At 63.8% G+C, this 23156-nt stretch carries 26 protein-coding genes; 11 read left to right on the top strand and 15 right to left on the bottom strand.

All coding sequences use genetic code 11. The annotated features are described in order from the left end of the window. Positions 1-75 precede the first annotated feature (75 nt). On the top strand, positions 76-1362 hold the full coding sequence (locus tag LB515_RS06395; protein ID WP_224707126.1) for a glycosyltransferase: 1287 nt from the start codon (positions 76-78) through the stop codon (positions 1360-1362). A 152-nt stretch (positions 1363-1514) separates the two neighbouring features. Here LB515_RS06395 and LB515_RS06390 read toward each other — a convergent pair whose 3' ends face one another. After that, positions 1515-2744, bottom strand: a complete 1230-nt coding sequence (locus LB515_RS06390) for an MFS transporter (RefSeq protein WP_224707125.1) — start codon at positions 2742-2744, stop codon at positions 1515-1517. A 167-nt stretch (positions 2745-2911) separates the two neighbouring features. Between LB515_RS06390 and LB515_RS06385 the strand changes: the two genes are divergently transcribed. Beyond that, positions 2912-3781 (top strand): AraC family transcriptional regulator, encoded by an 870-nt coding sequence (locus tag LB515_RS06385; protein WP_224707124.1) that lies wholly within the window; start codon positions 2912-2914, stop codon positions 3779-3781. Positions 3782-3897: 116 nt separating this feature from the next. Next, entirely contained in the window at positions 3898-4464 is a 567-nt protein-coding gene (locus LB515_RS06380; RefSeq protein ID WP_224707123.1) for a dihydrofolate reductase family protein, read from the top strand. Here LB515_RS06380 and LB515_RS06375 read toward each other — a convergent pair whose 3' ends face one another. From LB515_RS06375 to lgt, 6 genes are all read right to left on the bottom strand, one after another. Continuing rightward, positions 4465-5400: a ribose-phosphate pyrophosphokinase gene (locus LB515_RS06375; protein WP_095766529.1), complete on the bottom strand. Its 936-nt coding sequence runs from the start codon at positions 5398-5400 to the stop codon at positions 4465-4467. It lies immediately after the preceding gene. Positions 5401-5589: 189 nt separating this feature from the next. After that, a complete protein-coding gene (locus tag LB515_RS06370; RefSeq protein WP_224707122.1) occupies positions 5590-6216 on the bottom strand; it encodes a hypothetical protein in 627 nt (208 codons plus the stop codon). 55 nt (positions 6217-6271) lie between these two features. Next, positions 6272-7423: a M24 family metallopeptidase gene (locus tag LB515_RS06365; protein WP_224707121.1), complete on the bottom strand. Its 1152-nt coding sequence runs from the start codon at positions 7421-7423 to the stop codon at positions 6272-6274. Continuing rightward, positions 7423-8211 (bottom strand): peptidoglycan editing factor PgeF, encoded by a 789-nt coding sequence (pgeF, locus tag LB515_RS06360; protein WP_224707120.1) that lies wholly within the window; start codon positions 8209-8211, stop codon positions 7423-7425. Before pgeF ends, LB515_RS06365 begins: the two co-directional genes overlap by 1 nt. Positions 8212-8299: 88 nt before the next feature. Continuing rightward, a complete protein-coding gene (locus LB515_RS06355; RefSeq protein ID WP_224707119.1) occupies positions 8300-9367 on the bottom strand; it encodes a class I SAM-dependent methyltransferase in 1068 nt (355 codons plus the stop codon). Then, a complete protein-coding gene (gene lgt, locus LB515_RS06350; protein ID WP_224707118.1) occupies positions 9364-10218 on the bottom strand; it encodes a prolipoprotein diacylglyceryl transferase in 855 nt (284 codons plus the stop codon). The genes LB515_RS06355 and lgt overlap by 4 nt, the downstream gene beginning before the upstream one ends. A gap of 130 nt (positions 10219-10348) precedes the next feature. On the opposite strand from lgt, the gene LB515_RS06345 reads away from it, so the two are divergent. The 3 genes from LB515_RS06345 to LB515_RS06335 all read left to right on the top strand — a co-directional run bounded on the left by LB515_RS06345 (position 10349) and on the right by LB515_RS06335 (position 11843). After that, positions 10349-10651 (top strand): accessory factor UbiK family protein, encoded by a 303-nt coding sequence (locus LB515_RS06345; protein ID WP_040990372.1) that lies wholly within the window; start codon positions 10349-10351, stop codon positions 10649-10651. Between the two features lie 313 nt (positions 10652-10964). After that, a complete protein-coding gene (locus LB515_RS06340; RefSeq protein ID WP_040989643.1) occupies positions 10965-11465 on the top strand; it encodes a YbjN domain-containing protein in 501 nt (166 codons plus the stop codon). An 18-nt stretch (positions 11466-11483) separates the two neighbouring features. Then, positions 11484-11843, top strand: a complete 360-nt coding sequence (locus LB515_RS06335) for a tRNA-binding protein (RefSeq protein WP_127251739.1) — start codon at positions 11484-11486, stop codon at positions 11841-11843. Here LB515_RS06335 and LB515_RS06330 read toward each other — a convergent pair. The 4 genes from LB515_RS06330 to LB515_RS06315 all read right to left on the bottom strand — a co-directional run bounded on the left by LB515_RS06330 (position 11835) and on the right by LB515_RS06315 (position 15825). Then, the gene (locus tag LB515_RS06330) at positions 11835-12899 is read right to left on the bottom strand and encodes a glycosyltransferase family 4 protein (protein ID WP_224531367.1); all 1065 of its coding nucleotides are present in this window, start codon (positions 12897-12899) and stop codon (positions 11835-11837) included. The genes LB515_RS06335 and LB515_RS06330 overlap by 9 nt on opposite strands. A gap of 225 nt (positions 12900-13124) precedes the next feature. After that, positions 13125-14540 (bottom strand): ATP-binding protein, encoded by a 1416-nt coding sequence (locus tag LB515_RS06325; RefSeq protein WP_224531195.1) that lies wholly within the window; start codon positions 14538-14540, stop codon positions 13125-13127. 51 nt (positions 14541-14591) lie between these two features. Beyond that, positions 14592-15311, bottom strand: a complete 720-nt coding sequence (locus LB515_RS06320; RefSeq protein ID WP_095766537.1) for a response regulator — start codon at positions 15309-15311, stop codon at positions 14592-14594. Continuing rightward, positions 15298-15825 carry a MarR family winged helix-turn-helix transcriptional regulator gene (locus LB515_RS06315; protein WP_140647554.1) on the bottom strand — a complete coding sequence of 176 codons (528 nt, stop codon included), beginning with the start codon at positions 15823-15825 and terminating at the stop codon, positions 15298-15300. The genes LB515_RS06320 and LB515_RS06315 overlap by 14 nt, the downstream gene beginning before the upstream one ends. A gap of 259 nt (positions 15826-16084) precedes the next feature. Here LB515_RS06315 and LB515_RS06310 point away from each other — a divergent pair, with 259 nt between their 5' ends. From LB515_RS06310 to LB515_RS06300, 3 genes are all read left to right on the top strand, one after another. Next, positions 16085-16978, top strand: coding sequence for a branched-chain amino acid aminotransferase (locus LB515_RS06310; RefSeq protein ID WP_224707117.1), 894 nt, complete (start codon positions 16085-16087; stop codon positions 16976-16978). A gap of 146 nt (positions 16979-17124) precedes the next feature. Continuing rightward, positions 17125-17433 (top strand): hypothetical protein, encoded by a 309-nt coding sequence (locus tag LB515_RS06305; RefSeq protein ID WP_095766540.1) that lies wholly within the window; start codon positions 17125-17127, stop codon positions 17431-17433. Between the two features lie 203 nt (positions 17434-17636). Beyond that, on the top strand, positions 17637-18278 hold the full coding sequence (locus LB515_RS06300) for an MBL fold metallo-hydrolase (RefSeq protein ID WP_224531202.1): 642 nt from the start codon (positions 17637-17639) through the stop codon (positions 18276-18278). Between the two features lie 211 nt (positions 18279-18489). Here LB515_RS06300 and LB515_RS06295 read toward each other — a convergent pair whose 3' ends face one another. From LB515_RS06295 to LB515_RS06285, 3 genes are all read right to left on the bottom strand, one after another. Beyond that, positions 18490-18903 carry a BA14K family protein gene (locus LB515_RS06295; RefSeq protein ID WP_095766542.1) on the bottom strand — a complete coding sequence of 138 codons (414 nt, stop codon included), beginning with the start codon at positions 18901-18903 and terminating at the stop codon, positions 18490-18492. A 267-nt stretch (positions 18904-19170) separates the two neighbouring features. Continuing rightward, positions 19171-19383 carry a cold-shock protein gene (locus tag LB515_RS06290; protein WP_008877668.1) on the bottom strand — a complete coding sequence of 71 codons (213 nt, stop codon included), beginning with the start codon at positions 19381-19383 and terminating at the stop codon, positions 19171-19173. A gap of 238 nt (positions 19384-19621) precedes the next feature. Then, positions 19622-19834, bottom strand: coding sequence for a cold-shock protein (locus LB515_RS06285; protein ID WP_006202520.1), 213 nt, complete (start codon positions 19832-19834; stop codon positions 19622-19624). A gap of 450 nt (positions 19835-20284) precedes the next feature. Between LB515_RS06285 and LB515_RS06280 the strand changes: the two genes are divergently transcribed. Together LB515_RS06280 and LB515_RS06275 are read left to right on the top strand one after the other, a co-directional pair. Further along, positions 20285-20677, top strand: a complete 393-nt coding sequence (locus tag LB515_RS06280; protein WP_224707116.1) for a Kazal-type serine protease inhibitor domain-containing protein — start codon at positions 20285-20287, stop codon at positions 20675-20677. Between the two features lie 190 nt (positions 20678-20867). After that, the gene (locus LB515_RS06275) at positions 20868-22502 is read left to right on the top strand and encodes a tetratricopeptide repeat-containing sulfotransferase family protein (protein ID WP_224707115.1); all 1635 of its coding nucleotides are present in this window, start codon (positions 20868-20870) and stop codon (positions 22500-22502) included. Between the two features lie 291 nt (positions 22503-22793). Here the strand turns inward: LB515_RS06275 and LB515_RS06270 are convergent, their stop codons facing one another. Further along, the gene (locus tag LB515_RS06270; RefSeq protein WP_095766545.1) at positions 22794-23147 is read right to left on the bottom strand and encodes a DUF1428 domain-containing protein; all 354 of its coding nucleotides are present in this window, start codon (positions 23145-23147) and stop codon (positions 22794-22796) included. Between the last annotated feature and the right edge of the window lie 9 nt (positions 23148-23156).

Raw genomic sequence — 23156 nt, 5'->3', positions numbered from 1 at the left:
AGAAGGGGGCAAAAAAATGAGTGCCGTCGTAGGATCGCTGCTTGATGCCGGCGATTGCAGCATCACGCTGATCCGATGAGATATGTTTCGCTGGGAACGTATCCGATCCGGCAGCCGGTCCAGGGCGGCCAGCTGCGGGCGAACGCCATCCACAAGGTCCTGCGGGATTGTGGATGGGAAACACGCCATGTCCTCGTTACTCCCAACCGCGGCGCCAGGCGGGAAATGGAGGCCGGCGATCTTTTCATCGAGATGCCGCGCCGGTTTCGCAAGCAGATGGCCAGGCGTAAATGGCGCTCCGATGTTGCCACCGCCGAATTCATCGCGCGCAGCAGCTCCCATCGCCTTGAAATCGCAAGATTTCTCGACGACTTCAGGCCGGATGTCATTGCCGTGGAGCAGGGCTGGCTTTGGCCGGCTTTGCGTGAGTATGTTGAAACGTGCTCGCCCGAGGCGAATTTTTCAATCGTCTACAGCTCGCACAATGTCGAACAGCACTTGCTGGCGCAAGAGGCCGCGATTGCCGGCGCGGGAACGGACCTCTGGAGCGCTCGACGTGCGGCGGACATCGAGTCCGATCTTGCCGCAAAGGCGGACCTGGTGGTCGCGGTCAGCGAGCAGGATGCAGCCCATTTTCGCAAGCTCAATCCAAGCGTGGTGGTCGCCGCCAACGGCGTATGGCCGCGGGAAACGCCCGTCGGCCTCGATCGTTGGGCATCGCGGTTCGCCGGCCTGCGCACGGCGCTGTTCGTCGGGTCGGGCCATCCGCCCAACGCCCGCGGTTTTCTCCAGATGACGGATCCGGACCTTGGTTTTCTCTCAGCCTCGGAACGGATTGTGGTGGTTGGCGGCGTTGCCGACCAGATCCGCAACGATCCCGGATTCCTGCGGCACCGTGGCGCCGACAATGCCCGGATCGAGCTGCTCGGCATGCAGGACGGCGCGAACCTCAGCGCGCTGATCGAGCTTGCGGACGTCGTGATGCTTCCGATCGTCGAGGGCGGCGGCACGAATATCAAGACCGCGGAAGCGCTGTACAACCGCAAGCCGGTCGTGGCGACATCCTTCGCGTTGCGCGGCTACGAGCAATTCCAGCATTGGCCGAATGTCCGACTGGCGGACAGGCCGGAAGACTTCCGGGATGTGCTTGCCCAGGCGCTCAGAAGCGAGCCTGAAGAGCTGAATTCGGCGGACATCGCGCAGCTCGACACGCTGCTTTGGAGTTCGACGCTCCGAAAGCTTCCCGAGCTGTTTGCAGCGCTGCCGAGGCGGCAACGCCAGCCGGCGGCGAAGCCAGCCGATGGCCGGGGCCTCTTTCTTCACGGCCTTTTGCAACGCCTGGGTTTGAGGGGAAGGAGCTGATCTCGTCGCGAGGGCGGCGAGGGAAGAAGCTGCTTGTTGGATAAAGCAAGCGTCGCGCCATGGGACGCCGCCGCCGGCTCCGAAACCTTCAAGGCTCCGAACCCGGCGGCGATCTTTTGTTGAACGGCAGCTTGGCCGCTGATCCGATCGGCTCAGGCCTTCCGCGCTCCCTTCATGTTGGGCAGGAAAACAGTCAGCAGGCCGAGGAAGGGCAGGTACGAGCAGATCTGGTAGACGAAGTCGATGCCCTTCATGTCGGCGACGACGCCGAGCACCGCGGCGGCGATGCCGCCCATGCCGAAGGCGAAGCCGAAGAAGATACCGGCGATCATGCCGACGCGGCCCGGAACCAGCTCCTGCGCGAAGACGACGATGTTGGAGAAGGCCGACGACAGGATCAGGCCGATCAGCACGGTAAGCACCATCGTCCATTCCAGGTTGGCGTAGGGCAGCGCCAGCGTGAAGGGCAGCACGCCGACGATCGAGAACCAGATCATCGCCTTCTGTCCATAGCGGTCGCCGAAGGGGCCGCCGAGCAGGATGCCCAGCGCCGAGGCGCCGAGGAAGAGGAACAGCATCACCTGGCTCATCTGCACCGAAACGCCGAATTTATGCATGGCATAGAAGGTGTAGTAGCTGGAGAGCGAGGCGATATAGGCGTTCTTGGTCAGCACCAGCAGCGTCAGCACGGCCAATGCCCACATGACCTTCTTGCGCGCGAAGGGCGAGACATGGGCAGCCTGCTTGCGGGTGGCCAGCGAGGCGCGCAGCCGGCTGTACCAGCCGCCGACCTGCCACAGCACGACGATGCCGATCAGCGAGCCGACGGCGAACCAGGAAATGCTGGTCTGGCCGAAGGGCACGACGATGAAGGCGGCGAGCAGCGGCCCCATGGCCTGGCCGAAATTGCCGCCCACCTGGAACAGCGATTGCGCCAGGCCGAACCGGCCGCCCGAGGCGAAGCGGGCGATACGCGAGGATTCCGGATGGAAGATCGCCGAGCCGATGCCGATCAGCGAGGCGCCGATCAAGAGCAGCCAGTAATGACCGGCATGGGCGAGCACCACCAGGCCGACCAGCGACGAGGCCATGCCCCAAGGCAAGGAGTAGGGCATCGGCTTCTTGTCGGTGATCATGCCGATCACCGGCTGCAGCAGCGAGGCCGTCACCTGGAAGGTGAAGGTCAAAAGGCCGATCTGCCAGAAATCGAGACCGTAATTGTCCTTGAGCAGCGGATAGATCGCCGAAAGCAGCGACTGCATGATGTCGTTGACGCAGTGGCAGAAGCTCACCGCAAGAATGACGGTGAAGGCCGTCGCCTGCGCCGAGATGTTGCTTGCCGGCGCCGGTGCGGCGACGGAGGTGGCGGTCGTATCAGTCAAGGCAATGCTCCGTAGTCTCTTGTTGGAGCATGGTCTTTTCCGAAAACCGGTTCCCACTTTTCGGGATCATGCTCTGGGCGGGCCGAACCGCAGCCGGCCTTATAGGCCCGTTGCCAAGCGACTTCTTTCGTGGTTTGGTCCAATAGTTTCGCAAGTGGGCCACATCGATGCCGCATGGCAAGGAGATATTCAAGGGCGACGCCGCCGAGCTCGGCCGGCTGCATGAAAGCCGCTGGCAATGGCTGGAACAGGCTGTCGGGCCGGCGGTCGCGCTGCCGACCGAATACCCGGACGGCTATCACGTGCCGCAGCACCGCCACAGCCGCAGCCAGCTGCTGCACGCGCTGGTCGGCGTGGTCCTGGTGACGACCAGGCATGGGCGCTGGATGGTGCCGCCCGACCATGCGATGTGGATACCAGCCGGCATCCAGCATTCCGTCGAGATGCTGGGCGACGTCTCGATGCGCTCGGTCTATGTGATGCCGGGCGCCATTGCCGGCCTGCCGGACAGCTTGCGCGTCGTCGGCATTACCGAGCTGATGCACAGCCTGATCGTTGAATCGGAGAAGCTGCCGCAGGGCGGCGAGCTCGAAGGGCGGGCGGCGCTCGTCATGGGACTGCTGCTGCACGAGATCCCGAACCTGCCGGAACGGCCGCTCGGCTTGCCTTTCCCGTCCGATCCGAAGCTCGCGGCGCTTTGCCGGCGTTTCGTGGCGGCCCCTTCGCCGCATGCGACGATCGACGAATGGGCGGATGCCGCGGGCATGAGCCGGCGCTCTTTCACCCGCGCCTTCCATCGCCAGACCGGGCTGTCGCTGTCGACCTGGCGCCAGCAGGCCTGCCTTTTCGCGGCGTTGCCAAGGCTCGCCGACGGCGAGCCGATCACCAGGGTGGCGCTCGATCTCGGCTATGACAGCGTGCCGGCCTTCATCACGATGTTCAAGCGCATGCTCGGCACATCGCCGCGCGGCTATTTGCGCAGGGCGCGCGATGCCGGTGAGAACCCGCGCCGCACAGGCGGTCCGATCGCCGCGTGAAACAGCGCCCGGCGGCATTGAGCCGGTGTGCCGGTTCTCGGCCTAGGCGCCAATTCTGATTGCAATTTGCAATCAGTTATGTTTCTTTTCCGAGAAACGCAAAATCGGAGGCCCCCATGGCAACGCTCGTCTATGCCATGCTGACATCGCTGGACGGCTACATCGCCGGGCCGAGCGGAGACATCGACCTGCCGGTTCCCGAGGAAGAATTGCATCGGCATTTCAACGACGAGATGAGGCGGACGTCGATCGCGCTGTGCGGGCGCCGAATGTATGAAACCATGCGCTTCTGGGACAGCCCGGAACGCGATATCGCGGCTGAGGAGGTCGAGCGGGATTTTGCCCGCGCGTGGCGGGAGACGCCGAAAGTCGTGTTTTCGACCACGCTTCAGGAGGTCGGGCCGAATGCCCGCCTGGTGAAGGCCGATGCGGAGGCGGTGGCAAGGACCCTTAAGGCGGATAAAGATGGCGAGATCTCGGTCTCCGGCGCCGACTTTGCCGGGCACCTTGCGCGTGCCGGCCTAATCGACGAATACCGGCTTTACATGCATCCGGTCGTGCTGGGCGGCGGCAAGCCCTATTTCCAGTCCGGCCTGTCGCTGGCGTTGAAGCCGCTCGGCACGGAGCGCCTCGCGCAAGGGGTCACGCTGCTGCGCTATGCGCCCCGCGGAACCAGTTTCTGATCAATCGAACAGGCTCGAGACCGATTCCTCGGTAGCGGTGCGCGAGATCGCTTCGCCCAGCAGGTCGGCGATCGAAATGACACGGATGTTCGGGGCATCGAGCACGCCCTGCGTCGGCTGAATGGAATCGGTGATCACCAGTTCCTGCAGCTTCGAGCCGGCGATACGGGCAACGGCGCCGCCCGAGAGCACGCCATGGGTGATGTAGGCGGTGACGGAGGTCGCGCCATTGGCCAGCAGCGCGTCGGCCGCGTTGCAAAGCGTGCCGCCGGAATCGACGATGTCGTCGATCAGGAGGCAGTCCTTGCCGGCAACCGCGCCGATGATGTTCATGACTTCCGATTCACCGGGACGCTCGCGGCGCTTGTCGACAATAGCCAACTGCGCGTCGAAGCGCTTGGCCAGCGCGCGCGCCCGCACCACGCCGCCAATGTCGGGCGACACGACGACGACATTGCCGAGCTGCTTGTACTTGGCCTTCACGTCGCGGGCCATCACCGGCACCGAGAACAGATTGTCGGTCGGGATGTCGAAGAAACCCTGGATCTGGCCGGCATGGAGATCAAGCGTCAGCACGCGGTCGGCGCCGGCGCGGGTGATCATATTGGCGACCAGCTTGGCCGAGATCGGCGTGCGGCCCGAGGCGCGGCGGTCCTGCCTTGCATAGCCGAAATAGGGGATGACCGCCGTGATGCGCCGCGCCGAGGAGCGCATGAAGGCGTCCATCATGATGAGCAGTTCCATCAGATGGTCGTTGGTCGGATAAGAGGTCGATTGCAGGATGAAGACATCCTCGCCGCGCACGTTTTCCTGGATCTCGACGAAGATTTCCTGGTCGGCGAAGCGCCTGACGCTGGCCTTGCCCAGCGGGACGTTGAGATAGCGAGCGACCGCCTCGGCCAGCACCCGATTGGAATTGCCCGCGAAAAGCTTCATGCACCGTTCCTGGTGAAGGATGGAGAGGCCGGAGAGACTCTCATGCGCCTTTTAAGCGGGCTTTTAGCGGGCCGGGCCGGTATTGCAAGCCTCGTCGTGGGGAATCCTTCCGGCGGCCGCAACAAACACGGAAAACATCGCAAGCCGGCAACAGTTTGGCCGGCAACAGTTCGGCCCGCGCTGGTCCGGTCAACCGGCGCCGCCGCTGCCGAGCCAGGCGGCGAACTGGTCGATCGTCTGGTCGGCAATGGCCTGCATGGTCGCGGGCGCCACCGTGGGCCAGCCTTCGCCGCTGCCGGCCGCGGGCGCCTTCTGCTGGCCATTGATGCGGTGCAGGCGATTGCCGGAGGGGTCGTAGATGTCCCATACATAGATGACGGTCGTGTCCTTGCCCTCGGACATCGTCGAAAAATAGCCCTTAAGCACATGCGTGGCCGTTTGGTCGGTGCTGCCGACAAGCGTCAGGCCGCGCTGCCGGGCACGGGCCTGCAGTTCCGCCGTCAAGGGCGCCGCAGCCTCCACGGACGCGCCGACGATCGGCGCCACCTGCAGCCGCGTCTTGGAGACAGCCGCGGTCTGGGCCGGTGTCCTGGATGTCGCGGGCGATGCTGTGGTGGAAGGCGCGGGCGAAGGGGCGGGCGCGGTCGTGGTCGGGGTTGTGGCCGTCGTCGATGTGCCCTGCGAAGCGGCCGAGGACTGGGCCGAGCCCGCCGGCGGGGTGATCGCCGAAGGTTCGAGCACGTCCTTGGCATTGGTGCAGGCGCCAAGCGCCAGCGCCGCAAGCAATGACACGGTCGTCACCTGCGATCGTCTCATTTGCCTGAAAACTCCCTGCTGGCGAACGCCCCCGCGTGAACGAACGATTATGGATTCACTGCACGATCAAGTCGAGATCATGGCGCGACAGCGGCTTCGGCGCCGATTCCGTGGTGAGGTAGGTGCGGCCAAGCGTCATCGCGGTCTCGGTCTCAGAGTCCATGATGATCATGTGCGCGAACAGCGTCATGTTGGGCGCGATCGGTTCCGTGTTGCCCTGGTAGAACATCGGCATGTCCATCCAGGACGGCGTGAAGCGGGCGCCGACCGAATAGCCGCAGGCGTTCAGCCGGTGCTTGGTCAGATTGTGCGTTTCGAGCGTGCGGGCATGCGCGTCGAAGACATCGCCGAAAGTGTTGCCCGGCGTCATCGCCTTTTCGACCGCGAGCAGGGCGGCGCGGGAAGCGTCGAACAATTCCTGATGACGTTTCGACACCTTGCCGGTCAAAACGGTACGCATCATGGGGGCATGGTAGTGGTGGAAGACGCCGGCCCATTCGAGCGTCAGCTGGTCGTTCTTGGTGAGCTTGCGGCGGCCGGCCTTGTAGCGGCAGAGCAAGGCATCGGCGCCGGAGCCGATGATGTATTCGTTGGCGGGGTAGTCGCCGCCGCCGGCAAAGACCGCGCCCTGCATGGCGGCAAGGATCAGCCCTTCGTCGCCGCCTTGCTTGATCAGGGGCAGGGCGGCATCCAGCGCGTCGTCGGAAAGATTGGCGGCCTTTTCCGCCTTGGCGATCTCGGCCGGGCTCTTGAACAGGCGCAGCCGGCCGACGATGCCGGAAGCATCGGCGATCTGGCCGAAGGTCTGCAACTGCTCGTCCAGGCGGCGGCCATTGTAGGCGGTCAAGCCATGGGTGTCGTATTCGACGCCGATGCGGGCGCCGAGCAGATCGAGGTCGTTAAGCAGGTTGCGCAGGTCGATCGCCGGATTGGCGCCCTGGCGATCGGTCCACAGCACGATGTTCTCGATGGTCGAGGTATGGCGCGCCTGTCTCAGATCGGCGGAACGGGTGAGCAGCACCATCGAGCCGTCGGCCTTCACCACCAGGCACTGGAAGAAGCAGAAGCCGAACGTGTCGTAGCCGGTCAGCCAATACATGCTCTCCTGCGCGAACAGGAGCACGGCGTCGAGCTTCTTCTCGGCCAGCTCGATCAGCAGCCGGTCGCGCCGCGCGTCGAATTCCGAACGTTCGAAATGCAGCGCCATTATTCTTTCTCCAGAACGATTGCCGAAACCTGGCGCCCGTAATCCGCTTCCTTGCGGTGTGTGGTGCGCCGGTAGGAATAGAACAGGTCTTCTTCCGCATAGGTGCAGCGGCCAAGCCCCTCAGCGGTCACGCCGGCCTTGCGCAGCCGGTCGACCGTATATCGGTTGAGATCGAACATCGAGTGGCCGGCGGTCCTCGATGGCCTGAAATAGCGGTGATTGCCGGCGTCGGCCTCGACGAAGCGGGCGACGAATTCCGGCCCGACCTCGTAATTGTCGGGGCCGATGGAAGGACCGAGCACGGCGACGATGCGCTCGCGACTGGCGCCGAGGCTCTCCATCGCGGCGACGGTATTCTCGAGCACGCCGGTGAAGGCACCCTTCCAGCCCGCATGGGCGGCACCGATGACGCGCGCCTCGGCATCGGCGAAGAGAACCGGCCCGCAATCGGCGGTCGAGGCGCCGATAGCGATGCCCGGACGGTCGGTGACGATGGCGTCGGCCTTTGGGCGAGGACCAGCGAAGGGTTCCCTGGCGACGACGACATCCGGCGAATGGACCTGGTGCGCGGTCAACAGATGATCCGCCGGCACGCCCATCCAGGCGGCAACGCGCCGCCGGTTCTCGGCGACCAGTGTCTGATCGTCGCTGGAGCCCGTGCCGATGTTGAGCCCCCGATAGATGCCGTCGGAGACGCCGCCGATGCGCGTGAAATAGCCGTGGCGCATGCCTTGCGCCTTTTCAAGCAGCGGCGAGCGCACTGGATCGGGTCTGGTCTGATTCAGCATGGTTGGGTTTGTCGTCCGTGCGGGGCGGTCTCGTCAAGGCGAAGTTCGGAGTACGAAGCGGACCAGCCGGTGAAGCCGCTCGTCGATCTCAGGCGGCTTTGGCCGCCGGCAGGACCTTCATGACCTTGAACAGCTCACCCATCGCGTCGGGGCCGGCCAGGCGTTCGACCGCGTCCGAAATGGCTTGACGTGTCTTGGCATCGGCATCGGCGCCGAGCGTGCCGGCGCGCTCGAGCAGGCCCATGCCGAGCAGGAACTCGCTTTGGGTCGACAATTGCACATCGAGACCGTGAGCGCGCGCCATGTCGGCAAGAGCTGCGAAATCGACATGGGCGGTGAGGTCGGCTTCGCCCGGATTGGCCAAAACGTCCTCGCGCTGGTGCCGGCGCAGCGCCTGGAAAGTGTCGCCGATCCCCGCCTGCAGGTAGCCGTAGTCGATGAAGAGGCCGGCGCCGCCCCGGCCAGCTATGCGTTCGGCGATTTGCGACATCAGCGCCGAACGGGCGGGCGCGATTTCGGCGACGGCGCCTTGCGGCGCATCGGCAGCGGCTGCCGGCAGCAGTGCCGGATCGACGGACCCCGCGCTGGCGAAGAAATGCAGTTCATCGGCGCCGTCGAGGCCGACAACGCGCTCGCGCCAGCTTTCGCCCACATGGACGAACTGCCGGATCGGCACCGCGTCGAACAATTCGTTGCCGACGATGAAGAGCGGCTGCCGCGGCAGCGTGTCGATGGTCTGGTGCCAGGCTAGCTTTGCGTCTTGGTCGGCAAGTGTCTCTCTCTGGATTTCAGCCAGGCGCGGGCTGGTCTCGATGAGGGCAAACGAAGCCTTACCGGTGAGCGCCGGGTCGAGCCGTGACCAGGTGCGCAGCATGTCGTTCATCAGGGTGCCGCGGCCGGGACCGATCTCGGCGAAGGTCGCAGGCAACGGCCGGCCGGCACCTTGCCAGGCCTGATAGAGCCAGACGGCGACGAGTTCGCCGAACATCTGGCTGATCTCTGGCGCGGTGATGAAGTCGCCGGCGGCGCCGAAGGGCTCGCGCGTCGTGTAGTAACCGGCGTCGGGATCGAACAGGCAGAGCGCCATATATTCGCTGACCGGGATCGGCCCCGCCGCGCCGATTAGGCCTATGATGCGCTCCTTCAGCCGGGTCATGCCGCCCGCGGCTCGGCCGCCGGCCTTGCGGTGACCATGGCCCAGATACCGGCGAGCAGCATCGGCGTGGACAGGATCATGCCCATGGTCAGCCAGCCGGTGCCGAGCAGATAGCCGAGCTGCTGGTCGGGCTCGCGGAAGAACTCGACAAAGATGCGCGACAGGCCGTAGCCGCAGATGAAGGCGCCGCCGACGAAGCGCGGCGTCTTCAGCTTGAGCCGCGAGTTGGTGAGGAAGCGCAGCACCAGGAAAAGCACGAGCCCTTCGAGCAGCGCCTCGTAGAGCTGGCTGGGGTGGCGGGTGAACGGGCCGCCATTGGGGAATTCGATCGCCCAGGGCACGTCCGACGGCCGGCCCCAAAGCTCCGAATTGATGAAGTTGGCGACCCGGACCAGGCCCAGCCCAACCGGCACGCCCGCCGACACTGCATCGAACAATGTCCAGGTGGGGATGCGGCGCTTGAGCGAAAACAGCGTCATGGCGAGGATGACGCCAAGCAGGCCGCCGTGGAACGACATGCCGCCCTGCCAGACCGCGAAGATGTCGAGCGGATGCGCGATATAGCGCGGCAGGTCGTAGAAGAGCACGTAGCCGGTGCGCCCGCCGAGCACGACGCCGATCGCCGCCCAGACAATGAAGTCGTCGAGATCCTCGGGCTTCATCGGCAGATTGCCGTTGGGCCACAGGCGCGGGTTGGTGACCAGGCGCTTGGCGTACCACCAGGCAAAGAGGATGCCGACGATATAGCCGACGCCGTACCAATGCACCGCCAGCGGCCCGATATGGACAATGACCGGATCGATATTGGGGAAGGGCAGGGAGGCCAGCGGCAGCAGGAAATATTCGCTCAAAACGGGTCCCCGGTGACGGTCACGATTGGGCGCGGACCATGCGGCAGGGTTTTGGCGCGGTCAAGGCAAGGCTTCGCTTGCATTCCGCGCCGCTCGCCACTACGTCAAAATGACAAAGCGAGGATATGCCATGGCGACTGGACCGAACCGCATTCTCGATGAATTCGCAAAGATCATGACCGATGCCGCGGGTGCCGCGCAGGGCGTGCGGCGCGAAGTGGAGACGGCGTTCCGGGCCCAGGCCGAGCGCATGCTGAATTCCATGGATGTGGTGCAGCGCGAAGAGTTCGAGGCGGTGCGCGAGATGGCGGTCAAGGCGCGGGAAGACAACATTCAGCTGGCGACGCGCGTCGAGGCGCTCGAGGCCAGGCTCGCCGAATTGACCGGACAAGCCGCACCAGCGGGTGCCGCGAAGCCCCGCGCAAAAAAATAATCGTTAAACTTTTCCACATAGCGCGATCCGAAAAATCGCTTTGCCGTGAATCGCTTACCGGCATTGCATGAATCTTTGTCACAGCCACCTTTCCACATGCGGATGACGCAGTGCGAAAAATTGGGCTGTTCACGCGACTCCCGATCAATAGACTGAATTTGTTGCATGATTCGAAGCAGGGTCATGCGCCGGGCGGTGGGGTCCGGTTGGGTCTTTGTGTTGGAAAGTCCTGACCGTCCGAGTTCTAGACAAGATTGTTCGTCGTGTGTGCCCCGCGGAGCGTGTGGCGCTCCCCTGAACACAGGAAGCATTCATGGAACTCCTCGAACTCGAATTCTCCCGCGAAATCCACCCGGTGGACGTCATCGAGCAGGTGGCCCACAACAACGACTGGTCCTTCGAGCGCGCCGGCGACGACGAGATTTCGATTTCGGTGGCCGGCAGCTGGACAGACTATCACGTCTCCTTTTCCTGGATGGAGGATTTCGAGGCGCTGCATCTGGCCTGCGCCTTCGACATCAAGGTGCCGGAGACGCGCGCGCTGGAAGTGATGCGGCTGCTTTCGCTGATCAACGAGCAGATGCTGTTCGGGCATTTCGACCTGTGGGAGCAGGAAGGCGCGATCATGTTCAGGCAGTCGCTGCTGCTTGCCGGCGGGGTCGAGCCGTCGAGCCAGCAGGTCGAGGTGCTGCTGTCGTCGGCGCTCGAGGCCTGCGAATGCTATTTCCAGGCCTTCCAGTTCGTCGTCTGGTCGGGTACATCGGCCAAGGACGCGCTTTCCAGCGTGCTCTTCGAGACCCATGGTAACGCCTGAACCAAGCCAATTCCGCCAATGAGTTCCAGCAGCGAGCGCAAGCCCGAGATCAGCTTTGCCGATTTCGACCGTGTCGACATCCGTGCCGGCACGATCGTCGAGGCCGAGCCGTTTCCGGAGGCGCGCAAGCCGGCGATCAAGCTGAAGATCGATTTCGGCCCGGCGATCGGGGTAAAGAAATCGTCGGCGCAGATCACCAAATACTACGCGCCGGAAACGCTGATCGGCCGCCAGGTCTTCGCGGTGGTCAATTTCCCGCCGCGCCAGATCGGCCCGTTCATGTCGGAAGTGCTGACGCTGGGCTTTCCCGACGAAGAGGGCGCGGTCGTGCTCGGTGCCATCGAGCGCAAGGTGCCGGACGGCGGGCGCCTATTCTAGGGCGAGCCTGGAGCGAACTGGAGCCACCCTGTCCTGATCGGCGCGCTTGCTTGGCATGCCCAGCGCTTCGTCGACGGCGTCGAGGAACATTTCGGCGCAGGCCTGCCAACTATAGCGCATCGCGCGCTGGCGCGCTTCGGCGCGATCGACGTGAGTCGCCTTCATCGCCGCCTCGCCCAGGTCGTTCGACACGGCCCCGCCGACGCCATCGCCGACAATATCGATCGGTCCGGTCACCGGATAGGCGGCGACGGGCGTTCCGCTGGCCAGCGCCTCGATGATGACATTGCCGAAGGTGTCGGTGCGGCTCGGAAAAACGAAGACATCGGCCGACGCGTAGATCTCGGCCAGCTCGTCGTTCGGGCGGTGGCCGAGAAAATGCGCGTTGGGATAGCGCGCCTTGAGCTTTGCCAGTTCCGGTCCTTCGCCGACGATAACCTTGCTGCCGGGCAGGTCGAGATCAAGGAAGGCGGTCAGGTTCTTTTCGATTGCGACCCGGCCGACGCACAAGAATACCGGGCGGGGGAATCCGGTTTCCTTGCGCTTGTTGGGCCGGAAATGGTCGGTGTCGACGCCGCGCGTCCAGGGCCTCAGCTTGTTGAAGCCGCGTGCCGCGAGATCGTCCGCCAGCGATTGCGTCGCGATGAGCGTGCCCTGTCCGGAATTGTGGAAGTCGCGCAGCCAATTGTAAGCCCAGCTCTCCGGCACCGGCAGGCGGGCGCTGAGATATTCGGGAAAGCGCGTGTGATAGCTGGTGGTGAAGGGGCGGCCCACTTTTCGGCAATGGCGGCGCGCCATGATGCCGAGCGGACCCTCGGTGACAATGTGGATGTGGTCGGCCTTGGCGGCCTCGATCATGCGCGCGACGCGGCCAGGCGTGGTCAACGCCAAGCGAATGTCGGGATAGGTCGGCATCGGCAAGGTGCGAAACAGGTTCGGCGTCAGGAAATCGAGCTCGACGTCGAAGGGTTTCAGCGCCTCGGTGAGGCGTTCCAGCGTGTGCACCACGCCGTTGACCTGGGGCCGCCACGCGTCGGTGACCATCAGGATACGCATGGCGATCCCGATACGCATGGCGATCCTTTGCCGCAATAATTCCTGAGCGCGCCGGCGCGGTGCCGGAACGGCAACCAGGCAGCCGCTCGCGCCTCGCTCCAGCGCACCCGGGCAGGGGCCGGATCGAAGCGATGCGGCAGGGCCGAATCAACAGAGGTCGCGCGCTTCATGCGCGCTCTTGACCATGATTTCATGACGGGCGGATGAAGCTTGTCTCGGCTGGACTTACGCAGGCACCTTGATCACGGCGCGCAGGCCGCCGAGCGGGCTGTCCTCGAGGCTGACGTCGCCGCCGTGACTGCGGGCGATGTCGCGGGCGATCGACAGGCCAAGGCCGGTGCCGCTGGCATCGAGATTGCGCGCCTCGTCGAGCCGCAGGAAAGGCTTGAACACCTCTTCTCGCTTGTCGGGCGCGATGCCCGGTCCGTCGTCGTCGATGGTGACGGTGAGCGAGCCGCGGCCATGATTGGCGTGGACCTCGACGGTCTTGGCATAGCGGAAAGCATTGCCGATGACGTTCGACAGCAAACGGGCAAAGGCGTTCGGCCGCACATGCACGGTCGGATCGCCGACCAGCGTCGTCGCGAGCTTGCAGCCGCGCAATTGCGCTTCCTCGCCGAGCTTCTGGAAATAGGTCTCAAGGTCGAAGCGGCCGGTATCCTCCGCGGACTCGCCGCGGGCAAAAGAGAGATAGCCTTCCAGCATCGACTGCATGTCGTCGATGTCCTGGTTCAGCGCGGCCTTGGTCTCGGACTTGCCGCCGGCCAGCGCCAGCTGCAGCTTGAAGCGGGTGAGAATGGTCCTGAGGTCGTGGCTGACGCCCGTCAGCATCGCGGTGCGCTGCTCGATCTGGCGCTCGATACGCTCTCGCATCTGGATGAAAGCGAAGCCGGCGCGACGGACTTCCTCGGCGCCGCGCGGGCGGAAATCGCGCGGCATTGGCCGACCCTTGCCGAAACTCTCGGCGGCCTCGGCGAGCGTCAGGATCGGCCTGATCTGATTGCGCAGGAACGGGATGGCGATCATCAACAGCACCAGCGATGTGCCGACCATCCAGATCAGGAAGATGTGGGTGTTCGAGGCATAAGCCTGGCTGCGCCGCACGAAGACGCGCAGCACCTTGCCTTCAAGCTGGACGCGAACCTCGACGACGTTGGAGTTGCCGACCGTGTCGATCCAGAACGGGCGGTTGATCTGCTTCGTGATCTCCGACGACAAGGCCTCGTCGAGGATTGAGAAGAACGGTTTGGGACCGGGCGGCGGCAGCGGATCCGGCGGCAGCAGATCCACCTTCAACTGCATGCGGTCCTGGGCGATGCGGATGATGTTGGCGTAGTCGGCGTCGTGCGGATAGGTCTCCATCATGTCGATGACGGCCGCTATGTCCGAGATGGTCGCCTGCGACAGGCGCTGCGTGACCGTCTGCCAGTGGCGCTCCATGAAGACGAAGGCGACCACCGACTGCAGCAGGATCATCGGCGCGATGACGATGATCAGCGAGCGTGCGTAAAGCCGCTTCGGCATGTAGAGCGCGACCAGGCGCCAGAACCGGTTCCAGGCACGCGGCATCGCCCTCAGCGTCCGCAATGCGAGATCGCCGGGACCGCTTCCTTTCGGCTTGTCCAGTTGCGTGGTCGCCATTCGCCCTTCCGCTCGTCGATGGCCGTTCAGCAAAGGGCCTTCGACGGTAACCTATTCGACGCTGAGCCGATACCCAATACCGCGCACCGTCTGCAGCCACACCGGATTGGATGGATCGCGCTCTATCTTGCGGCGCAGCCGGTTGATCTGCACGTCGATGGTGCGCTCGCCGACATCCGATTCATCGCCCACCAGCTCATGGCGCGGTATGGTCTCGCCCGCCCGCGCGGCGAAGATCGCGAGGATCTCCTGCTCGCGGTCGGTCAGCTTAAGCGCCTCGCCGCCGCGCTTCAATTCCCGCTTGGCGATCTGGAACGTGTAGGGCCCGAACACCAGTTGCTCCACCTTCGGCGTCGCCGCCGGGCCGCCACGGCGCAGGATGTTGTTGATGCGCAGGATCAGCTCGCGCGGATCGAACGGTTTCGGCAGGTAATCATCGGCGCCGGCTTCCAGGCCGGTGATGCGGCTGTCGGTCTCGGACAGCGCCGTCAGCATCAGGATCGGCACGTTCTTCTCGGCCCGCAGCGCCTTGGTGAGGTCGACGCCGGTCTCGCCCGGCATCATCACATCGAGCACCAGAAGGTCGAAGTCGAGGCCGGCGAGCTTGCGCCTGGCCTCGCCGGAATTGCCGGCCACAGTGACGCGAAAACCGTTCTCGGACAGATACTGCTTGAGCAGGTTGCGGATACGCGTGTCGTCGTCGACGACCAGAAGATGCGGCGCGTCATCGTCGGGCGCTGACGGATGATCGACCTTCTCAATGGTCTCCATGGTTCTTCCCCGATGTTTGCGCAGGCACAATGTCGATCTGCGCTCTTAGTTCCGGATTGACCATCGCTTCCAGGAAACGCTCGATCGTGGCGCGTTCGGTGGTTCCGGAATCCTCCAATGCCGCACGGATGCGGCGCGACTGTGGCCGCGCCAGTGCCAAGGCCAGGGCGCGACCCTTGGCGGTCGGGTAAAGCTCGCGCTGCCGGCGGTCGCGCGGACCCTGCACCTGGACGATGTGATCGGTGTCGATCAACTGCTTCAAAACCCGCGCCAGGCTCTGCTTGGTGATCTTCAGCACATCGAGCAGCTCGGCGACGGTGAGGCCCGGCCTGCGGTTGACGAAGTGCAGCACGCGATGATGGGCGCGGCCGAAGCCGTAATCGGCGAGGATCTGGTCCGGGTCGGAGGTGAAATCGCGATAGGCGAAGAAAAACAGCTCGATGATGGCGAAGTCGATGCCGTCCTCATCGGCGATGGCCGTCCTGATCGGTTTTCCGGCTGCGGGGCTCGTCATCGTTTCTCCATGCGAGGCGGGAATTATGTCAGTACTATTGACGTAATTTCCGGGCAATGATAATTTTTGACAAGCTTTTCGGCGGATTGCGAACAAAAAGGCAAGAGGAAGCCGTTTTTCCGGAACTTCCTGAGTTTGCCACGGATTGAATATCCGCCTACGCTTTCAAGCATTGGCCAGCGTTTCGGATCCTGTGCGGGGCCGGTTCGAAAGGTCATAAACACAACGATTTGCGGGCGCCTGCCCGCGGGAGGTTTCCATGGCATCCGTTCCCTTCGATCAATTGGAAGGCTTCATCTGGATGAACGGCGAGTTCGTCAAATGGGCCGACGCCAAGATCCATGTGCTGACCCATGGCCTGCACTATGCCAGTGCCGTCTTCGAGGGCGAGCGCGCCTATGGCGGCCAGATCTTCAAGCTGACCGAGCACAATGAGCGCCTGCATGAATCGGCGCGCCTGCTCGGCTTCAAGATTCCCTATCCGGTCGCCGAGATCGACGAGGCCTGCCGCACGCTGCTGAAGAAGCAGGGTTTCCAGGACGCCTATGTGCGTCCGATCGCCTGGCGCGGCAGCGAGCAGATGGGCGTTTCGGCGCAGAACAACCGCATCAACTGCGCCATCGCCATCTGGCAGTGGCCGAGCTATTTCGATCCCGCGCAGAAGCTCAAGGGCATTCGGCTCGACGTCGCCGAATGGCGCCGGCCCGATCCGCGCACCGCGCCGTCCAAGTCGAAGGCCGCCGGCCTCTACATGATCTGCACGCTGTCCAAGCACGCCGCCGAGGCCAATGGCTACGCCGACGCCATGATGCTCGATTGGCGCGGCCAGGTGGCGGAAGCGACGGGCGCCAACATCTTCTTCGTCAAGGACGGCAAGATCCATACGCCGACGCCCGACTGCTTCCTGGACGGCATAACCCGCCGCACGGTGATCGGCCTGGCGAAGGACCGCGCTTTCGAGGTGATCGAGCGCGCCATAATGCCGGAGGAGCTCGAAGGTTTCGAGCAGTGCTTCCTCACCGGCACCGCCGCCGAGGTCACGCCGGTTTCCGAGATCGGTCCATACCGATTCGAGGTCGGCGAGATCGCCAAGACATTGATGAATGACTATTCCGCCGCGGTGCAGCCAAAGCACGCAATCGCTGCAGAATAGAGATAGTCACAGCTTTTTTATGCAATAGGGGCGGTTTTCGAGCCGCCCCTTTTATTTAAGCGCGCGCGCATTTGACTTTCGAACAATTCGGCGTCTCATGATGGCGTCGGCCCGAGGAGGCTGGCGGCTATGGAGGGACTAGTTACATGGACAGCAACACGATTATTCAGATCGTTGTACAGGTAATTGCCGGCGTTATCGGTGGCCAGGCGGTTGGCGCAGCGTTCAAGCAGGCGGCGATGGGCCAACTTACCAAAATCCTCAGCGGTGCGATCGGCGGCGTCGGCGGCGCGGCCATTCTCGGCAGCCTGCTCGGCGGCGGCGGCGTTGACGCGGCAGCGGCGGCGGGCGGCATCGGCAGCGCGCTCGACCTGAAGAACCTCCTCGGCGGCGTTGGCGGTGGCGCGATACTGACCGGCATCGTCGGCGCGGTCATGAATGCGATGAAGAAATAGGTCCGGTCTTTCGGACTTTGCCATGGGCGGCCTCGGCCGCCCATTCTTTATTACCAAGCCGGCGGCCTCGGCCGCCCATTCCTTTGGAAACATGGCCAGCGGCCTCGGCCGCGCATTTCCTCCCGAAGTTCGGACAATGGTGGACGAGGTTCGCCGGGCTGTCTACATCAGGGCGACACTTCGAAGGAAGGGAAAGGAATGCCATGGGTCAGCTCAATGCCGGTATCGTGCCGGTCACGCCCTTCCAGCAGAACTGCACCATTCTCTTCGACATGGACGACAGGTCGGGCGTCGTGGTCGATCCCGGCGGCGATGTCGACCAGATACTGTCGGCGCTGAAGGACAATGCCATCACCGCCGGCGCAATCTGGATCACGCACGGCCATATCGACCATGCCGGCGGCGCGATGGACCTGAAGGACGCGCTGGGCATCGACATTATCGGCCCACATGAGGCCGACAAGCCGCTGCTTACCAATCTCGAGAACCAGGCCAAACGTTTCGGCCTCACCGATCCGGTGCGCAATTGCGTGCCGGACCGTTTTCTCACCGAAGGCGAAACGGTGTCGTTCGGCAACCATGTGTTCGAAGTGCTGCATTGCCCGGGACATGCGCCGGGCCATGTCGTCTACTACAACCGGGCGGCCAAATTCGCGCATGTCGGCGACGTGCTGTTCCGCGGCTCGATCGGGCGCACCGACCTGCCCGGCGGCGACCACGCAGCGCTGATCGCCTCAATCAAGGACAAGCTTCTGCCGCTAGGCGACGACATAGGTTTCATCTGCGGCCATGGCCCGGGTAGCCGCCTTGGCGACGAACGGCGGACCAATCCGTTTCTGACCTAGGCTATGCCGATATTCAGGTGATGCCGGCCTGCGAGCGTCAGTTTCCTGCGCTTCCGGTGCTCACGTACTGTAAGTACGCTCCGCTCCGGTTCTCGGAACCCATCGCTCTCGGCTCGGCCTGACCTGAATCTCGGCATAGCCATCGTTGGCGAGTTATTCAAAAAAGCGCCGCCCAAGGGCGGCGCTTTTTAAGGTAGGGAACCTGGGTTTCTTAATTGGCGACGCAGAAATGCTGAGCGCCGTCACTGCCGGTGAAAGTGCCGGTCCGCGAATTGAAGCTGCGGTAGCGGTCCGAGCAATACTCGTACCAGCCGCGGGTCCACGGCTCGGCGTAGCGGTCGGCATAGACGACGCGCGGCTGCTGAACATAGTAGCGGCGCACCGGCCGGTAGACATAATAATCGTCACCATAGGCCGGTTCGTAATAGCGCGGCCCGGGGTTGCTGAGCGCGCTGCCGATCAGAGCGCCGGCCGCGAGGCCGACAACGCCGGCGGCGAGGGCGTCACCGCCATGATGACGATGATGGTGCCAGCGCCAGTCGTCCGCATTGGCCGCCGAGAAGGTGGCCAAGGTGGTCGCGGCAATGCCAACACTGAGGATGGCGGTCCTGAGAAAACGGTTCATTTTCGGTCTCCTTAGCGCCGGCCCGCGCGTTTTTCGGGGGATACGGACCGGCTTTAGCAAAGGTTAATAGAAGACCGTGGCTGAACGGAGGCTGAACGGAAATCGGCGTAAACGATTTTTCGAGGCCTGGGGATTTTTCGAGCCTCGGCGGTTTGCGAGGCTTGGCGATTTTCGAAGCCGGCGACCTTTCCGGACCTAGGCACAATCCGTTCCGGGGCGGGAGCGGTCCCGCCTGAAAAGCTTCCGTCGGATCCGTCGCGAGCCGGCTTAGCCGACCGACAGATTGACGGCCTTCGGACCCTTGCCGCGCTTGTCCGGCTCGGTGTCGAATGTCACTTTCTGCCCATCCTCAAGACCGGGAAGGCCCGACGCCTGCACAGCCGAGATGTGGACGAAGACATCCTTCGCGCCATCATCGGGCGTGATGAAGCCGAAGCCCTTGGCATGGTTGAAGAATTTGACGGTGCCGGTCTGCGGCATGGGAAACTCCTTTGATCCCATCAAGTCAAGTCTCGGGCCGGCAAACTGCCCGAGAGGAAATTTGTCCTTTATTTTAGCGCTATCGGCAAGAGAAAGTTTTCGCCTGCCGATCCAAGCATTTGCGAGCAAAAAAGGCGCAACCTTTTCGGTCGCGCCTTCGCAAATTCAGGCCTGTCCTGAAGCCGGCTCATGATCCTGCCGCACCATTGCATCCGCAACGATAGGCTGTTTCAGCGGATCAGGCAGCGCGCAGGTTGACCGCCTTCGGGCCCTTGCCCATGCGGTCCGGCTCGACGTCGAAGGTGACCTTCTGGCCGTCGACCAGCGTGCGCAGGCCAGAGGCCTCGATCGCGGAAATGTGGACGAACACGTCCTTGGCGCCACCATCCGGCGTGATAAAGCCGAAGCCTTTGGTGGCATTGAAGAACTTTACAGTACCGGTCTGGGCCATTGGGGAAAACTCCTTCACCCGTGTCAGTCTTGGTGGTTTGCCCGCTGCCTCGCGCCTTGGGCAAATCCCGGTGGTTGCTTCGGCGGTCATGCATTCGCGCATGGTCAAACCCCCCGCCGAAAAACGGGGTTGTCAGAGATTCACACTTATCGGGGAAAGGTCGTCCAAAACGTTCCGCTCTCCGGGTCGCAAATGCCCGAACATGATTTTTATTACACGGAAACGTGATGGTTGCAAGACGACGCTCGCGGGCGGCCAGCGGCGCGTCCAACGCTGGGCCTCGATAGACCCGGCCCTATCACCGGTCATCGGCCAGAGGCGGGCCAAGCATGGGCCAGAATGTAGGTGGCGACGACCGTTCCGTGGCTCCACAAACGATGGTTGCGTTTAACGCGCAGGATGCGAGGATACCGCGAGCCGGCGTCACGCGTCGGGATGGAGGAGGGGTATATGCGGCTTCTTGCGGTGTCATGGCAGGGCGTTGTCGTTTTCACGCTGTCGGCGCTGCTGGCAGCCTGCACCGTCGTCGTCGACGATGGGCCGCGCCCGCTGCCGTCCCGGCCGCATCCGCAGCTCTGCACCATGCAGTACCAACCGGTCTGCGCCCGGCGCGGCGGCGACCGGCAGACCTTTGCCAATGCCTGCCTGGCTGAAAGGGAAGGCTACCGCATCGTGCGGGACGGTCCTTGCCGCGACGGCGGAGGCGGTGGTGGCGAACAAGCCTTCTGCACGCGCGAATACGCGCCGGTCTGCGCCAGGCGCCATGGGCAGATGCGCACCTTCCCGAACGCCTGCGAGGCGCGCGCGGCGGACTATCGCATCGTCGGCGACGGGCCGTGCTGAGCAGACCGCGGTGTCCATTCGCAAGATAGACACCGCGAGGCGCGCTGACGTTTGTCTTGAATCTCTTGCCCGCATGGCTTAGGTCCGGCGGACCAACAAATACGGCAGGTTTCCCATTAACAAAGATCGCAGAAGAGCGGCAAACGCCGGTGGCAGGCCAGGTGGCTCGGCGAGCCCGCTCGATCCTTATGTGCAAAAGGCGCTGCAACTGCACCAGGCCGGCCGGCGCCAGGAGGCCGAGGGCCTCTACCGGCAGGTATTGGGGCAGCAGCCGAACCATGCCGCCGCGCTGCATTTCCTCGGGCTGCTGCTGCACCAGAGCGGCAGGAGCGAGGAAGGGCTCGATCTCATCGAGCAGTCGGTGACGCTGCAGCCCCAGAATGCCGACTTCCTCAACAATATGGGCACGGTCATGCGCGATCTCGGGCGCGTCGCCGCCGCGATCGATTTCTTCCGCGGCGCGGTGGATATCCGGCCGGACCAACTGGCCGCGCGCGACAATCTCGGCTCGTCGCTGAAGCAGCTCGGACAGCTCGACGCGGCTGAGGAGATCTATCGCGGCACCATCGGCCGCAACCCGTTCCACGTCCGCGCGCGCATCGGCCTTGCCGAGACGATGCAGGAGGCCGGGCGGCTGGATGAGGCGATCAAGCTGTTTAGCGAGGCGCTGTCGATCCGGCCGAAGGACGCCGAGTTGCTCTACGGGCTTGGCGTCGCGATGATGGAGAAGGGCAAGCTCGGCGAGGCGGCCGATTTCGCCCGCCAGGCGTTGGCGATCGCCCCGAACATGTCGAAAGCCTGGCTGCTGCTCTCGCAGGTCAAGCGCCAGACCGAGCGCGACAAGGAGCTTTCCGGCATGGAGGCCGAGCACGCCAAGGCGCCGCAAGGCAGCCTCGCGCGCATGCAGCTCTCCTTCGGACTGGGCAAGGTTAATGACGACCTCAAGGATTATGGCCGCGCCTTCGACTATTTCGCCGAGGGCAATGCCATCCGCCGCAGCGTGATCGACTACGATCCCGCGCGCGCGCGGGGCGAATTCGAGGCGATGAAGACGGCCTTCGACGCAGCCTTCTTCGAGAAGCACAGGCCAAGCGGCATTTCCGACGACACGCCGATCTTCGTCGTCGGCATGCCACGTTCCGGCACCACGCTGGTCGAGCAGATCATCGCCAGCCATCCGCAGGTTTTCGGTGCGGGCGAATTGAACATCCTGAAGACGGCCGTCGGCAAGCAGTTTCCGATGAACATGCCGGGCGGCTTCCCCGCCGGTATCGCCGACATGCCCGACAAGGCCTTCGCCGAGGCGGGCCAGGCCTATCTCGACATGCTGCATAGCCGCTATCCGGGCTACCGCCATGTCACCGACAAGATGCCGGGCAACTTCCTGCTGGTCGGCTTCCTGCACATGATGCTGCCGAAGGCCAAGATCGTCCATTGCGCGCGCGATGCGGCGGCCACGTGCCTGTCGATCTTCAAGGTGCATTTCCGCGGCGACAGCCACCGCTACGGCTACGACCTCGGCGAGCTCGCCGATTTCCATAACCTCTACACCGATATCATGGCGCATTGGCACAAGGTGCTGCCTGGCGTCGTGCATGATGTGCGCTATGAGGATTTCGTCGCCGACCAGGAAGGGCAGTCGCGGGCGCTGATGGCGTATCTCGGCCTGCCCTGGGACGACAAGGTGCTGTCCTTCCACGAGACGGACCGGCCGGTGCGCACCGCTTCCGCCGCGCAGGTGCGCCAGCCGATGTATCAGGGCTCGGTCGATCTGTGGAAGAGGTATGGGGAGCGGCTGAAGCCGCTGCTTGATCGGCTGAACTAGCACACGCGTCAGCGATTGGCCGAAGCGCCCGAACTTCGTCATCCTCGGGCGGAGCGGGAGCGAAGCGGACGCGTAGACCCGAGGATCCATTCCGTGACCTCGCGCGAAGGTTAAAGGCGGCGCAGAACAGAGGTCGTTTGCATCGCTGCAAAGCTCATAGGTAACGGAATGGATCCTCGGGTCTGCGCCGCGTCGCTTCGCTCCTTGCTCCGCCCATGGATGACGACCTGACGAGCGTCTCGGCCAATCGCAACGGATTGCGATCAGCCGACACTGGCGTTCCGTCGCTCCTCAAAGCTGGATGAATGGCTGGAAGCCGCCGAAGATCATGCGCTTGCCGTCGAACGGCATGGCGGACCAGTCCATCTTGAGACGCTCATCGGCCATCACCTTGGCCATGACCGCGTCGCGGCTCTGCCTGGACTCGTAGACGACCCAGGAGAAGATGACGACCTCGTCGTCCTTCGCCTGCACGGCGCGCGGGAACGAGGTCAGCTCGCCATAGGGGACATCGTCGCCGACGCATTCGACATAGGCGAGCGCGCCGTGCTCCATCCAGACGGCGCCGGCGTTCTCGGCCATCTTCTTGTACGCATCGAGATTTGCCTTCGGCACGGCAAGCACGAAACCATCGACATAGGACATGCTGAACTC

It is taken from the genome of Mesorhizobium sp. CA15 (assembly GCF_020165215.1).
Lineage (GTDB): Bacteria > Pseudomonadota > Alphaproteobacteria > Rhizobiales > Rhizobiaceae > Mesorhizobium.
Note: the sequence above shows the minus strand (reverse complement) of the source record. Positions and strands in the feature narration are given on the sequence as shown.